Below are 14,403 nucleotides of genomic sequence, written 5' to 3'. Positions count from 1 at the left end.
GGTGAAAACCGGAAATTTAAATGAAACCGCAAACCTGGTTGCTATCAGCAAGGGAATATCTCGAACAGAGACATCTTGTCCGCCCTCTGGCCGACTCGCAGAGTTCGCTGGACAGCTGGTTTCAGTCACGCTATGGCCAGGTGTTGTTGCATCGTGAAAGATCCATGCTTGAGCATATGATGCCGGGACCGGGTGCCCACCGTCTCATGTATCTGGGTGCCAGTTCAAACCGTTTGTTGGTCGATGATTTTAATCATTTGCAGAGTTTTTCTATTGGTGCCTCTGCAACGCTACCAGGCAGCGCATCGGCAATCGCAGATTTCGATGCACTGCCGTTGCCCTCGGAGACCATTGATACAGTGTTATTACACCATGCACTGGAATTTTCTGTTTATCCCCACGAAGTGCTCAATGAAGTGGCAAGGGTTTTGACGCCCTGTGGTCATGTGGTGATTGTGGTGATAAATCCGTTAAGTCTGTTTGGTTTAAGCAAATGGGTCGCACGATATTTCTCTTCCCGTGCGATATGGTCCTATCACAGCCTCCGTTACGGCCGTCTGCTCGATTGGTTGCGGTTGCTGAACCTGCAACCCGTACAGGCCGTTTCAGGTTGCTTTGGCTGGCCACTGCAACATCCGACTACGTTGGACCGAAGAAGCTTCCTGGAATCTATCGGCCAAAAGAGCAAGTTGCCCTGGGGTTCCTTTTATATTGTGGTGGCCAGAAAATACACCACCCGACTTACTCCGGTTAAACCCGGATTGTGGCGTTCAATCAGCATCCCGGTGTTGCCGGCCACAAAGAAAAATGGCGTTATAAAAAAAGCATTTGATGGAGACCAGTAATTGAAGGATGTAGAAATTTTTACTGATGGTGCCTGCCGGGGAAATCCCGGCCCCGGTGGCTGGGGCGCACTACTGCGATACGGGAATCTTGAGAAAAAACTATACGGCGGTGCTGTTGATACAACCAATAACCGTATGGAACTAACGGCTGCTATTGAGGCGCTCTCTGCATTAAAGAAACCCTGCCGGGTCGCTTTGACCACTGACTCCGAATATGTGCGGCAGGGGATTACCACCTGGTTGTCCAATTGGAAGCAGAAAGGCTGGAAGACCTCGGCAAAAAAGCCTGTGAAAAATATTGATCTCTGGCAGCAGTTGGATCAGCAGGTGGCCAGACATGAGGTTCAATGGCACTGGGTAAAGGGTCACAGCGGTCACCGCGAAAACGAGATTGCCGATCAGTTGGCAAATCTTGGTATCGATGAGCTTTTATCAAACCACAGACAGTAAATAACACAGCATAACAAGGTGTTGCCATGCGACAGATCGTCCTCGATACAGAAACCACGGGACTGGAAACGAGCCAGGATCACAGGATTATAGAAATCGGTTGTGTTGAGCTCGTTAATCGCCGTCTCACCGGTCGACATTATCACCAATATATTAACCCCCTGCGTGAAGTGGACGATGGGGCGATGGAGGTGCACGGGATCAGTAATGAGTTTCTTGCCGATAAACCACTATTTGCCGACGTTGCCGAGCAATTCCTCGCGTTTATTGAAGGCGCTGAGCTGGTCATTCACAACGCCCCCTTTGATGTGGGATTCATTGACCATGAGTTCGGAAAACTGGACGGTTTTGGCAAGGTGATGGATTACTGCACAATCGTGGATACCCTAGTGATGGCCAGACAGCGTCACCCAGGCCAGAAAAATAACCTCGACGCCCTGTGCAAGCGGTATGCCGTGGATAATGCCCAGCGTGATTTACACGGTGCGTTGCTGGATGCTGAAATTCTCGCAGATGTTTACTTGATGATGACGGGTGGCCAAGTGGATCTTGTTCTGGGCGGACAGAGTCATACCACCGGTGATCTCGGAACTCAGGAGATACGCCGTTTACCATCTGGCCGTCCGATGCTGCCGGTCATCAAGGCCACGGCAGAAGAGGTTGCCCTGCATTGTGGTCAGCTTACCCGTATTCAACAAATCAGCGATGGTCAGTGTGTCTGGCTTGCCACGGTCGATGCCGTTGATGAAGCCTCTTGCTAGGGAATAGACACGGCTCTTTCCCGGTGATAAACACCCCATAAATTGGCTGAGATGTGTGATAGCCATTAAATCGCTGGTCTGTCGATTCAGCCTCAAACCACGGTAACTAATAATGTTATTATCAAAATATCTAAGTATGTTACACAGTATAGCTGGCTTTTGTTTTTGTAATGGTCGGTGATCTGAAATAGGCATTTGATGGTATGTATCAAATAAATACACAGGCATTAAAGCTGGTCAGGGAAGAGATCGATAAGGAAGTCGGTATCCTGGTTGATCTACTTGAGCAGCCGGTGGAGTCCATTGACTGGTCTGAATGCAGCCGGGGCTTATCTCAGCTTCATGGGGTGTTTTCGCTACTGGAAATGGCCGGCGGAAAAATGCTTCTGGACGAAATGCAGGAGACCGTCAGAAAAGCGGAGGATGGCTCTCTTGGCTCACCGGTGGTGAATACTGTCAAACACTCACTGGAACTGATGCCCGGTTATGTCTGCCAGCTGCAAATGCACGGTAAGGACAGTCCCCTGTTGTTGTTGCCAGAGATCAATCAGTTACGGGCAGCCCGTAAGCAGCCTCAGCTCAATGAATACCAGCTTCTGAATGGTTTAATGCCGGATGTACCAACGATTTCCTCGGTGGCACAGAAGGATCATCACTCAATCGAGGCGATCCGGGTCGCCCGACAGCTTTACCAACAGGGTTTGGCCCATGTTCTCAAGGGGAGTACTCGTCCCACCGCGATAAAAGTGATGGCCCATGGTATACAGCGTTTGCGCAATTCACTTAGCGAAGAAAAAGAGGCCATCTACTGGGCATTGGTATTCGATGTGTTAGGTGCACTTTATCGCGGTGCGCTTGGTTTTGAGCAGAGTCGTTTGCGAAGTCTTATGGCTATTGAGCGGCAGCTGCGCATGCTGTCTGACAACGCACCCGCTGAACAAAGTTACCCCATATCGCTGCAACAGAATATGTTGGCCAACTTTCTGTTGTCCGGCATGAATACCGAGGGTGCTGCCAAACTGGCGGCCCGCCTTGGCATCTCACCACTGGATTTTACCGCTACCGATATCCGCAATGTGCGGGCTATGTTTGTGGAAGAGGGCAATCAGTCTTTTGTCGAGCTCCTTGCCGTGATCGCTACCCAGATTGAGCAATTGCGGAGCTTGCTGGATGATCAGGTGAAACAGGAAAGTATCGGGAGCGGACCCCTCAAGGAAGCCGCTGTACTTTTTTCTGCACTATCTGAAGAGTTGAAAAACTGTGGGCTGGGTTTGGCTAAAGAGCGTTGTTCTCAGCATGCTCTTGCCATTGCGAACCTGACGGACAGTACATTGCCCTCTGGGATTATGGAGGAGATGGCAGATACGCTGCTATATCTGGACTCAATTATTCTGGAGCTCCAGTCGCGGCCGCACTATGAAAGTGAGCGCATTAAAATTAATGCGTTGAGCATTAAAGAAGTTGTTGAAGAAAATATAATCAGTCATGCGCAGCGGCGAGTGTTGCAGGAAGCGTCGAGTCATCTGGCCAGTATTATGCAACTGACCTCGGATTATTGTGATGGTATTGCCGGCGATGAGCTGGCCAAACCGCTGGCCGATAACTTCAAAATGATATTGGGTGCGGTTGGCATACTCGGCTTGACGCGTGCTGAGAACGTAACAGTCCGCTGTCTCGATATTATCAATCACAGCTTGGGCCCGGCCAGTCAGCTGCCACTGTCATCCATCATCGAGGTATTTGCCGATGCCGTGGTGAGCCTGGAGTACTACCTGGATAATCGCCGCTGGAATCCCGATTTCGAGGATACCGTTCTCGGTGTGGCTGAAGAGTGTCTTGAGAAACTGGAAAGCTAGTTTTATACCCTCCAGAGAAGCAGCAGCCAATGTCCGATTGTCACTTTGAGCCCTGTATACGTATTCCCGAGCATAATAGCCGTCAACCGCTATTTCTGCTGGTGCGTGGTCAGCAATTGCTCTGCCGAACGAACTCGGATCCCGGCATCCTGTTTGATGGCGATGAAGTCGACACCTCAGGTTTCCCGGTGCATTTGCTCGGACTGTTTCACTGTTGCCCCTGTTATGTGGTGGATATGACGCATGCCCAGGTACTGCCGGCGAGAACTGAATGGCGTGATCTCCGTGCGTTGTTACAGAATCTCTCCGCTGACCTTTTCAATCTGGCCGGTCGTGCCTGTCAGGTTGCTCAATGGGATCTCCAGCATCGTTACTGTGGTTTCTGTGGCAGTCAGACAGTGGTTTCTGCGGGTGACCGGTCGCGGCGTTGCAATGATTGCCATGCGTTTTTTTACCCCAAAATATCGCCTTGCGTGATTGTCCTGATAACCTGGGGCGACCATTGTTTACTGGCCAGCAGTGCTCGTAACCAGGGAAAGCTTTACAGTGCGTTGGCGGGTTTCATTGAGCCGGGGGAGTCGGCAGAACAGACAATCCACCGTGAGGTGATGGAGGAAGTGGGTATTCGGGTAGATAACCTGCGCTATTTCGGAAGTCAGCCCTGGCCGTTTCCAGGGCAGCTGATGATTGGCTTCCATGCAGATTATCACTCCGGGGTTATCCAGGTGGACGGTATCGAAATCACCCAGGCGGACTGGTGGCGATTTGATCGTTTGCCGCCCTGTCCGAGCTCGCGAACCCTCTCGGGTCAACTGATCCAGCATTTTGTTGATAGCTGTCTGGGCATAGGCCCACTACCATGACTGCTTCCACGCTAGTGCCGATCATTGTAGGCATCATTTTTTTGCTGCTGGCACTCAGGTTGCTGTTCAGCGGGGGCATGCTCAAGGCAATCGTACGAGCCTTGCTGGGGTTATCGTTTCTGGCAGTCAGCGCCACGTTTTTTCTCGGTGGCTACGATCTGCTGACCTATAAACGATTGCTGGCGGAGCAACCCGTGGCCACCTTGCGGTTTGTCAAACTGGCGCCACAGAGCTACCGTGTGTTAATTGTTCAGGTTGATGGAGAAGAACACCACCTGCAATTGCTGGGGGATCAGTGGCAACTGGATGCCCGGACCTTGCGCTGGCATCCTTCCCTGGCCAGTATCGGCTTTAAATCCCAGTACCGGTTGGACAGAATCAGTGGCCGTTATGAGGATATAATTGAACAACAACATGGCGAGCAGACGGTACACCCGCTGCAAGTCAGCCCCTATGGTTTTGATGCCTGGCAATTACTCGGACAGGTACCCTGGTTGCAGGAGTGGGTTAGCGCTAAGCAGGGCACTGCAACTTACCAGCCGATGGCAGATGGTGCAGTTTACGAGGTGACGCTGGCCTATGGCGGGTTGTTTGCCCGTCCGATCAATAGCGAAGCCAAGCGAGCTGTATCCGGTTGGCGGTGACCTTCACGAACAAATGCACGTTATTTCTTGAGAGTAGACGGATAAGGGAGTCACACATTGGATTTTTTACTGGAATACGGACTTTTTCTGGCCAAAGTCATTACGGTTGCTTTGTCTTTGGTGGTAGTACTGGGATTGCTCATCAATCTTGGTGGCCGCATCCGCAAGCAGGAGGGTGTTCTGGAAGTTGAGAAAATCAACGATACCATCGAGCAGTTGGGGAATGCTGTACAGACAGCCATGCTCGGGAGCACCGAAAGAAAAAAACTGGCAAAGCAGAAAAAGAAAGAAGCAAAAGATCGGCTCAAGCAGGTATCAGAAAAGACACGGGTGTTTCTGCTTGCCTTCAAGGGTGATCTTCGTGCCTCCGCGGTGGCAAGCCTGAGAGAGGAGATCACCGCCGTTTTAAGTCAAGCCAAACCGGAAGACGAAGTGGTTGTGCTGTTGGAAAGTGCTGGAGGTATGGTGCATAGCTATGGTCTGGCCGCCAGCCAGCTTGATCGCATCAAGAAAAGGGGTATTCCGCTCACGGTTTGTGTTGACAAAATAGCTGCCAGTGGCGGTTACATGATGGCTTGCGTGGCAGACAAGATTCTCGCGGCTCCTTTTTCCATGATTGGCTCTATCGGTGTGGTTGCCCAGCTACCCAACTTTAACCGATTGCTTAAAAAACACGATGTCGATGTGGAATTACACACCGCCGGTGAATTCAAGCGGACACTGACGATGTTTGGCGAGAACACCGATGAGGGACGGGAAAAATTTATTGAGGATATTCAGGAAATCCATGATCTGTTCAAAAATTTTGTTGGTAGCCACAGAAAAGATCTGGATATCGACAAAATTGCTACGGGGCAGGTCTGGCTGGGCACCCGAGCGCTTGAGGAATCGTTGGTGGACGAGCTCATGACCAGTGATGAGTACCTGGTTGATCGTTCAAATCAGGCGGATATTTATCAGGTCAGTTACCTGCATCACAAGTCTTTGCCTGAAAAATTGGGGCTTGCCGCGGAAAATAGGGTGGACAATCTGTTACTCAGGTGGTGGAACCGGTTGTGTAACAGTCGTTACTCCGTTTGATCAATGCAACTCTTTTAAGCCTGGTCAATTGCGTCGGAGTTTTTCGCTCACCGCGATCGGGTTGGGGAAGTTGAATGTGACAATGTAACTGGAGACCAGGAAGGTCAATATGGCTGCAGCCTGAATCAGGTGTGACGCCATGACGCCTATCAGTGAAGCATTAAAGGCGACGTAGGCGATCAACAGGGAAAACTCGCTGATTTGCCCAAGCCGAAAACCGAGATCCCAGGCCAGTACCTTCTTCTCGCTCTGGCGTTCGAGTAGGACTCGGAATATCAAGGGTTTTAGAATCAGCATGGTTACCCCAAGTGTCGCCGCTGCGAGAGCGATTTCCGGTAATAAGCCGAGATTAAAGCCGGCACCCAGGGAAAAGAAAAACATGATTAGAAAGAAGTCCCGCAGAGGTTTCAGTGTTAGCGCAATGTGCTGAGAGATTGGGCTTGAAGCGATCGTGATACCTGCCAGAAAGGCACCGATTTCCCGCGACAGGCCAAGTACCTCTGCCAGTTCAGATAATCCCATGCACCAGCCGATGGCCAGCAGGAAAATATACTCACCCATCTGATCGAACTTGGCGATTAGCTTGAGCAATACCCAACGTACGAACCCCCAGGCAAGCAGTATCAACAGGGGGAGAGCGAGCAGGGTAATACCGATTTGTGTGATATTAATCTGCCCGCCATCGCCACTCAGCAGCACCAATAATACAAAAATGGCGAGAAAATCCTGCATTAGAAGCAGACCGATCATCATCTCGCCGATATGGCGATGATGAAGGATTGTCGTGGGTAACAACTTGATACCAATGATGGTACTGGAAAACATCATCGCAGCACCGATGATCAGAGATTCGGTCGTTGTGAAGTCAAACAGTCGGGCAATCAGGTAGCCGGCACAGGCGAAGATTAACGAACTGATCAGCGTTACCACTGTAACTTTCCTGAAGGCTCGGAGCAGAGATTTGGGTTGCAAGTCGAGGCCCAGTAGAAACAGCAGGAAAATAATGCCGATTTCTGAGATCTCGGACAGCAGATGCACGTCCTGTACCCAGCCAAGACCGTAGGGGCCAATCAATGCCCCCAGTGTGATATAGGCGACCAGTAGTGGCTGCCGGCCAAAGATCGCCATGGAGGCGATAATGGCAGAGCCAGTGAAGATCAGAAAGAACGATTGAAAAACCGTTTCGGACATAGAACCACTCCAGAATCCGTATTGTGCGTGATGGATTCTGGAGCGACAAGCCTGTCTGACGGTTACGTAATGTCAGGGAGGCTGTTTAACACGTCAGGATTAATGTCTACTGCCGTGTTGAGGCCAGACATAAAGCTTACTCGTTGCGACGGAATAGTGGGTTGGGGTCGTCCGCATCACCCTGATAGGTAACGCTGAAATCATTCAGGGATTTCAGTGCTTCTTCCAGGTCAGTGCCTTCTCTGAGCTGAAAAGCATCGAAGCCACAGCGCTTCAGATAGAATAACTGATCGCGGATGACATGGCCTATAGCGCGCAGCTGCCCATTGTAGCCATAGCGCTCGCGTAGCAGCCGGCCGGCAGTAAAACCACGTCCATCAGTAAATGAGGGAAAATTAATGGCAATGACCGGAAACATATTCGCTTTCTCGCCGATGTCTTCCACTTCTTCATCACTGTCTATCCAGATACCGAGTACGGGTAAACGGAGATTCTCTGAGTGTTCCAGCCAGTACTTCATGGGCAGTAAAAGGAGTTTGTTGACCGGGGGTTCGCCCAGAAATACTTTGGGGAGAACCTCCCATTTGTCATCGACAATTTTGTCCTTAATGATGATTTTTGGCATAGACGCTCTCCTTGAAGGGATCGAGACCAATGCGGCGACAGGTGTCTATAAACAGTTCATCCCCGCGGCGGTTTTGTAAATACACATTGAGAATTTTCTCAATGACGTCGGGCATTTCTTCACGGCCGAAAGAAGGCCCCAGCACGTTGGCTAGTTCGGCATCTGTGCCAGCCCTGCCTCCCAGTTGAATCTGGTAGAACTCCTCGCCTTTTTTATCGACGCCGAGTACCCCGATATTGCCAACATGGTGGTGGCCACAGGCGTTCATGCAGCCTGATATGTTCAGTGTCAGGTCGCCGAGATCATAGAGGTAGTCCAGATCATCGAAGCGGCGCTGGATAGCTTCAGCCACAGGGATGGATTTAGCATTGGCCAGTGAGCAAAAATCCCCTCCAGGGCAGCAGATCAGGTCGGTCAGGGTGCCGATATTGGGTGTGGCAAAACCGGCCACTTTGGCTTTTTGCCAGAGGGCAAACAAATCCGATTTTTTGACGTCTGCCAAGACAAGGTTCTGATTATGGGTGGCACGAATTTCACTGAAGGAATACTGATCTGCCAGATCGGCGATTGCTTCCAGCTGACTGTCCGTTACATCGCCGGGGGCAACACCAGTGGGTTTTAGTGACAGGGTGACAATTCGATAACCCGGTATCCGATGAGGGTGGGTGTTGCGCTCCAGCCAGCGACTGAAGGCTTTGTGTTCCTGCGCCTGGCTACTGAGTGAGGCTTCTGCAGTGGCATCGTCCAGTGACTCATAAGCGGGTTCGGTAAAGTAGGCTTTTACCCGTTTTACTTCTTCCTCGGTGAGTGTTTCTGGGCTGTCTTTGATGTGGGCCCACTCCGCCTCGACTTTTTCAGCAAAGACTTCGGGCGTCCAGGCGCGAACCAGAATCTTGATTCTGGCTTTGTACTTGTTGGCGCGGTTACCGTAGCGATTGTAGACACGCACAATGGCTTCCAGATAGGTCAGCAGATGCTGCCAGGGCAGAAATTCACGGATAACACTGCCTATTACCGGTGTGCGTCCAAGACCGCCACCGACCAGTACCTGAAAACCGATCTCCCCGACATCATTTCTGACTATCTGCAGGCCGATATCGTGAACCAGAATGGCCGCACGGTCCCCTTCGGTGCCGCTGACGGCAATTTTGAATTTACGCGGCAGAAAGGCGAACTCGGGGTGGAAGGTTGACCACTGACGAAGAATTTCACACCAGGGACGTGGGTCTTCAATTTCGTCAGCAGCAACACCTGCAAACTGGTCCGACGTGATATTGCGAATACAGTTACCGCTGGTTTGGACAGCATGCATCTGTACTTCTGCCAGTTGCGCCAGGATTTCCGGCACTTCTTCCAGTTGTGGCCAGTTCAGCTGGATATTCTGCCGGGTAGTGATATGGCAATAGCCTTTATCATAGGTTCTGACAATATCTGCGAGCTTGCGCAGTCGTGTTGAATTGAGCAGACCGTAGGGCACTGCAATTCTAAGCATGGGTGCCAGGCGCTGAATGTAGAGGCCATTCTGCAGGCGTAGGGGCAGAAATTCTTCATCGGTCAGTTCGCCGGCCAGATAACGGCTGGTCTGACCGCGAAACTGGGCGACTCGCTCTTCAATGATTTTTTGATCGTTTTCAGTATATTGGTACATAAATTGTCAGGTTTTCAGCAGCTGGACAAAGAAAGGCGCGAATTCTACAGGTATTCCCGTGGACTGTCAGTGGGATGTGGATGATAGCGCCCACGTCAGCATTTTTGAAAAACTTTTTCTCTCTAAGTACCGGCCGTTGGGGAATAACGGGGCTGTGGTGACTGTCATGGCTGGGACAATGGCCATCGATGTTGCTACAATGCCGGGCGCCGTTTTTATGAAGCCATAGAGGGTTAAAAAATGTCTGATCAAGCGGAAGTTGCCCAACCTGAAGAGTCCAGGAATGATGACAGTAGCGTCGATGCTATTGCCACCGTCGCAGCTGTGACGATTGTTGTGTTGGCCGTTGTTTTCTGGCTGACCACTTTGTAGGTTCGAAGCACAAAGAAGATTAAAAAGGCGGCCTATGGGCCGCCTTTTTAATCCTTGCACTGTCCATGTGTGAGCTCTGAAAGAATTTTCTTACATGCCAGCACTTTTGAGTACCAGTTTTACGACCACTACCACACAGAAAATAAATAGGGCGGTAAAGATCAGACCCGAAGCGATGTAAGCGTAAATATTGCCGTGTTTAAAGTCCCGCTCCCGGTTTTTGTTGCTCTGTACGCCAAAAAAGGCCGCGAGGGTGCTGAATACAATCTGCCAGAAGCCAGGTTTTTGGTCGTTGTCATCGTTCATGCTCAATCGTCCAGCACCGGACTCAACCAGCGCTCCATTTGGGCGATGGGAACACCCTTTCTCTCGGCCAGGCTCTCAAGTTGGTCCCGCTGCATTTTCCCTGTATTGAAGTATTTCGCCTGCGGGTGTGAGAAATAAAAGCCACTCACTGAGGCCGCGGGCAACATGGCAAAGCTTTCAGTCAGTGAAATCCCGGTTGTGGCGGTGGCATCAAGCAACCTGAAAAGCGTCTCTTTTTCACTGTGGTCAGGGCAGGCGGGATAACCCGGCGCGGGCCGGATACCGCGATAGGCCTCTTTTATCAGTGCCTCCGTGTCCAGTGTTTCATCAGCGGCATAGCCCCAAAATTCGGTTCGGACGCGCTGGTGAAGCCGCTCTGCGAAGGCTTCTGCGAACCGGTCTGCCAGTGCTTTTACCATGATGCTGTTGTAGTCATCGCCGTTAGCTTCGTATTCCCGGGCCAATTCATCGGCACCGATGCCAGCAGTGACCGCAAAGGCGCCGATATAATCCTGAATAGCAGTTTCCTTTGGCGCCACATAATCTGCAAGTGACATCATCTGTGGCGGGGCGCCCGGCTTTCTGGTTTGTTGACGAATCTGGTGCAGTGTGCCGATGACATCCTTGCGCGACTCATCGGCATAGACTTCAATGTCGTCCGCATTGACGGTATTGGCCGGCCAAAGTCCGAAGACACCTCTGGCTTTGATCAGTTTGCCGTCTATCAATTTTCGCAACATGCCTTTTGCATCAGAAAACAGATTCCGTGCCGCTTCACCGACTTTATCGTCGTCAAGAATCTTCGGGTATTTGCCCGACAGGCCCCAGGTAATGAAGAAGGGTGTCCAGTCAATCATTTCCACCAGTTCTTCCAGTGGGTAGTCCTCCATGACCTGTACCCCCAGTTTGGCGGGGACCGATGGTTGATATTTGCTCCAATCGGTTTTCAGGCCGGCTTTTCGGGCTTCGTTATAGGTGAGAATGGTTCCGCGGGGTTTGCGGTTGGCCGTACGGTGCCGAACCTGTTCGTATTCCAGCTGGAGGTCTGCCACAAAGGCATCGCGGAGATCCTTGCTGAGAAGTTTGCTGGCAACGCCAACGGCTCGGGATGCATCGGGTACGTAAACCGTCTGATTGCGTTGATATTTCGGATCAATTTTAACTGCAGTGTGGGCCTTGGATGTAGTGGCACCGCCTATCAGTAGCGGAAAGCTCAGCTGGCGTCGCTCGAGTTCGCTGGCGATATGGACCATTTCATCGAGTGAGGGTGTAATCAACCCTGAGAGACCAATAATGTCTACAGATTCTCTGAGTGCTGTATCGATGATTTTGTCAGCGGGCACCATGACGCCCAGATCAATCACCTCATAATTATTGCAGCGCAGGACAACACCGACAATGTTCTTACCGATATCGTGGACATCGCCCTTGACCGTAGCCATCAGAATCTTGCCGTTGGCCTGGGCATCTTCCTCTTTCTCAGCCTCTATGAATGGCTGAAGGTAGGCGACTGCCTGCTTCATGACACGGGCAGATTTTACTACCTGTGGGAGGAACATTTTGCCCTCGCTGAACAGGTCGCCAACCACGTTCATCCCATCCATCAGTGGGCCTTCAATTACATGCAGAGGGCGTTCAGCTTCCTGTCTCGCTGCTTCGGTATCCTCTTCGATATAGCTGGTTATCCCTTTTACCAGTGAATGCTCCAGGCGTTTTTTTACTGGCCAGCAACGCCATTCCAGATCTTCTTTGCGTTCTGTGCCACTGCCATCGCCGCGATATTTTTCGGCGATGTTGAGCAGATTTTCCGTGGCCTCGGCATGACGGTTGAGGATCACATCCTCAACCCGGTCTCGCAGCTCATCGGGTAAGTCGCTGTACACGGCCAGCTGCCCTGCATTGACGATGCCCATCCGCAGCCCGGCCTTAATGGCGTGGTAGAGAAAAACAGAGTGAATTGCCTCCCTCACAGGATTATTGCCCCGGAAGGAGAAAGACACATTGCTGATCCCCCCGGAGATCAGTGTGTGGGGCAGGTTCCGGGTGATCCAGCTTGAGGCTTCGATGAAGTCCATGGCGTAGTTGTTGTGTTCATCAATCCCGGTGGCCACGGCAAACACATTGGGATCAAAGATAATGTCCTGGGGCGGGAACCCTACCTGATTGACCAGGATGTCATAACAGCGCTGGCAAATCTTCTTGCGTCTTTCCAGGTTGTCTGCCTGACCGTCTTCGTCAAACGCCATGACGACCACTGCCGCACCATAGCGCAGGCAGAGTTTGGCCTGTTCGATAAAGGACGCTTCACCTTCCTTGAGGCTGATCGAGTTGACCACGCATTTGCCCTGGGCCCACTTTAAACCGGCTTCGATCACATGCCATTTCGATGAGTCGATCATCAGCGGTATACGTGAAATATCCGGTTCCGATGCCACCAGTTTAAGAAACGTGGTCATGGCCTCTACGGCATCGAGCATGCCCTCATCCATATTGACATCGATGATCTGTGCGCCATCTTCCACCTGCTGTCGTGCCACCTGCAGTGCCGTGTCGTAGTCACCGTTCATGACCAGCGATTTGAAACGGGCAGAGCCGGTGACATTGCAGCGCTCTCCCACATTGACGAACAGCGAGTCGTCAGTAATGTTGAATGCTTCGAGACCGGAAAGCCGACAGGCAGGGGCAATCTCCGGTACCTGTCGAATGGCCTTGGTGGCCACAGCTTCGGCAATTGCCCGGATATGGTCGGGCGTGGTGCCACAGCATCCGCCGAGAATATTGATCAGGCCGCTCTGGGCAAACTCTTCGACAATCTCGGCCATCTCGGCTGCGCTTTCATCGTATTCACCAAACTCATTTGGCAGTCCCGCGTTGGGGTGGGCACTGACCAGGGTGTTGGCAACCCGTGATAACTCTTCAATGTGTGGTCGGAGTTCCTTGGCGCCCAGAGCACAGTTGAGACCGATCGAAAACGGCCTGGCGTGAGCCAGTGAGTTCCAGAAGGCTTCGGGAGTTTGACCCGACAGCGTGCGGCCACTGGCATCTGTAATCGTGCCGGAAATCATCAGGGGCAGTTCGGTGTCGAGCTTTTCAAAAACAGCCTGTACCGCAAAAACTGCCGCTTTGGCATTCAGTGTATCGAACACAGTCTCGATCAGGATAATGTCAGAGCCACCGGCAATCAGTCCTTCAGTGGCTTCCATATAGGCGGTCACCAGTTCATCAAAGCTGGTGTTTCTCGCGCCGGGATCGTTGACGTCCGGCGATATGGAGCAGGTGCGGCTGGTGGGGCCTATGACGCCGGCTACCCAGCGGGGCTTTTCCGGTGTGGCGATGGCATCACAGGCTTCTCGGGCAATCCTGGCTCCCGCTTCGTTCAGCTCCCGGGCCAGAGATTCCATGCCGTAGTCCGTCATGGATACGGCGGTGGAGTTAAAGGTGTTGGTCTCGATAATATCCGCACCGGCTTCGAGGTAGGCCTCGTGAAGCGCACGAATCACCTCGGGTTGCGTCAGTGTGAGCAAATCATTGTTGCCGGCTACATCCTGTGACCAGTCGGCGAAGCGTTCACCCCGGTAATCGGACTCGGTAAAACGATGGGACTGGATCATGGTGCCCATGCCGCCATCCAGAATCAGAATGCGTTGTGTTGCTGCCCGGTGAAGAGCGTCGATGCGAGTTTGCCGATTATTCAAGGTGTGTTTCTCTGTAACTGGGGGTAAACAAGGGGCTGCATTCTAGCAGATTTATCAGCTGGTTCTC

General features: G+C 51.8%; 13 protein-coding genes. 8 read left to right on the top strand and 5 right to left on the bottom strand.

What is annotated here, in order from left to right; translation table 11 throughout:
* The first annotated feature begins 20 nt into the window (after nt 1-20).
* The 7 genes from AACZ64_RS11145 to sohB all read left to right on the top strand — a co-directional run bounded on the left by AACZ64_RS11145 (nt 21) and on the right by sohB (nt 6,499).
* Nucleotides 21-845 carry a methyltransferase domain-containing protein gene (locus AACZ64_RS11145; RefSeq protein ID WP_293615289.1) on the top strand — a complete coding sequence of 275 codons (825 nt, stop codon included), beginning with the start codon at nt 21-23 and terminating at the stop codon, nt 843-845.
* On the top strand, nt 846-1,295 hold the full coding sequence (gene rnhA / locus AACZ64_RS11140) for a ribonuclease HI (RefSeq protein WP_293615290.1): 450 nt from the start codon (nt 846-848) through the stop codon (nt 1,293-1,295).
* A 26-nt stretch (nt 1,296-1,321) separates the two neighbouring features.
* Nucleotides 1,322-2,056 (top strand): DNA polymerase III subunit epsilon, encoded by a 735-nt coding sequence (dnaQ, locus tag AACZ64_RS11135; protein WP_293615291.1) that lies wholly within the window; start codon nt 1,322-1,324, stop codon nt 2,054-2,056.
* A gap of 203 nt (nt 2,057-2,259) precedes the next feature.
* Nucleotides 2,260-3,912: a hypothetical protein gene (locus AACZ64_RS11130; RefSeq protein ID WP_293615292.1), complete on the top strand. Its 1,653-nt coding sequence runs from the start codon at nt 2,260-2,262 to the stop codon at nt 3,910-3,912.
* Between the two features lie 29 nt (nt 3,913-3,941).
* The gene (gene nudC / locus AACZ64_RS11125; RefSeq protein ID WP_036860511.1) at nt 3,942-4,775 is read left to right on the top strand and encodes an NAD(+) diphosphatase; all 834 of its coding nucleotides are present in this window, start codon (nt 3,942-3,944) and stop codon (nt 4,773-4,775) included.
* The gene (locus AACZ64_RS11120) at nt 4,772-5,419 is read left to right on the top strand and encodes a hypothetical protein (protein ID WP_036860509.1); all 648 of its coding nucleotides are present in this window, start codon (nt 4,772-4,774) and stop codon (nt 5,417-5,419) included. Before nudC ends, AACZ64_RS11120 begins: the two co-directional genes overlap by 4 nt.
* 57 nt (nt 5,420-5,476) lie before the next feature.
* Nucleotides 5,477-6,499 carry a protease SohB gene (gene sohB / locus AACZ64_RS11115; RefSeq protein WP_036860507.1) on the top strand — a complete coding sequence of 341 codons (1,023 nt, stop codon included), beginning with the start codon at nt 5,477-5,479 and terminating at the stop codon, nt 6,497-6,499.
* A gap of 24 nt (nt 6,500-6,523) precedes the next feature.
* Here sohB and AACZ64_RS11110 read toward each other — a convergent pair whose 3' ends face one another.
* The 3 genes from AACZ64_RS11110 to AACZ64_RS11100 form a co-directional block, all read right to left on the bottom strand.
* A complete protein-coding gene (locus AACZ64_RS11110) occupies nt 6,524-7,690 on the bottom strand; it encodes a cation:proton antiporter (RefSeq protein WP_036860505.1) in 1,167 nt (388 codons plus the stop codon).
* Nucleotides 7,691-7,826: 136 nt separating this feature from the next.
* On the bottom strand, nt 7,827-8,315 hold the full coding sequence (locus tag AACZ64_RS11105) for a DUF934 domain-containing protein (protein WP_036860503.1): 489 nt from the start codon (nt 8,313-8,315) through the stop codon (nt 7,827-7,829).
* Nucleotides 8,296-9,963, bottom strand: coding sequence for a nitrite/sulfite reductase (locus tag AACZ64_RS11100; RefSeq protein ID WP_036860502.1), 1,668 nt, complete (start codon nt 9,961-9,963; stop codon nt 8,296-8,298). Before AACZ64_RS11100 ends, AACZ64_RS11105 begins: the two co-directional genes overlap by 20 nt.
* 240 nt (nt 9,964-10,203) lie before the next feature.
* Between AACZ64_RS11100 and AACZ64_RS11095 the strand changes: the two genes are divergently transcribed.
* A complete protein-coding gene (locus AACZ64_RS11095; protein WP_152556826.1) occupies nt 10,204-10,335 on the top strand; it encodes a methionine synthase in 132 nt (43 codons plus the stop codon).
* Between the two features lie 90 nt (nt 10,336-10,425).
* On the opposite strand, the gene AACZ64_RS11090 is transcribed toward AACZ64_RS11095, so the two are convergent.
* Together AACZ64_RS11090 and metH are read right to left on the bottom strand one after the other, a co-directional pair.
* Nucleotides 10,426-10,641, bottom strand: a complete 216-nt coding sequence (locus AACZ64_RS11090) for a DUF2970 domain-containing protein (RefSeq protein ID WP_036860500.1) — start codon at nt 10,639-10,641, stop codon at nt 10,426-10,428.
* A 2-nt stretch (nt 10,642-10,643) separates the two neighbouring features.
* Complete coding sequence (metH, locus tag AACZ64_RS11085; protein ID WP_293615293.1) at nt 10,644-14,336, bottom strand: methionine synthase; 3,693 nt, start codon at nt 14,334-14,336, stop codon at nt 10,644-10,646.
* Nucleotides 14,337-14,403: the final 67 nt, after the last annotated feature.

It is taken from the genome of uncultured Porticoccus sp. (assembly GCF_963975625.1).
In the GTDB taxonomy this organism is placed as follows: domain Bacteria; phylum Pseudomonadota; class Gammaproteobacteria; order Pseudomonadales; family Porticoccaceae; genus Porticoccus.
The sequence above is the reverse complement of the archived record's forward strand: the minus strand, read 5'-3'. Positions and strand labels throughout refer to the sequence as shown.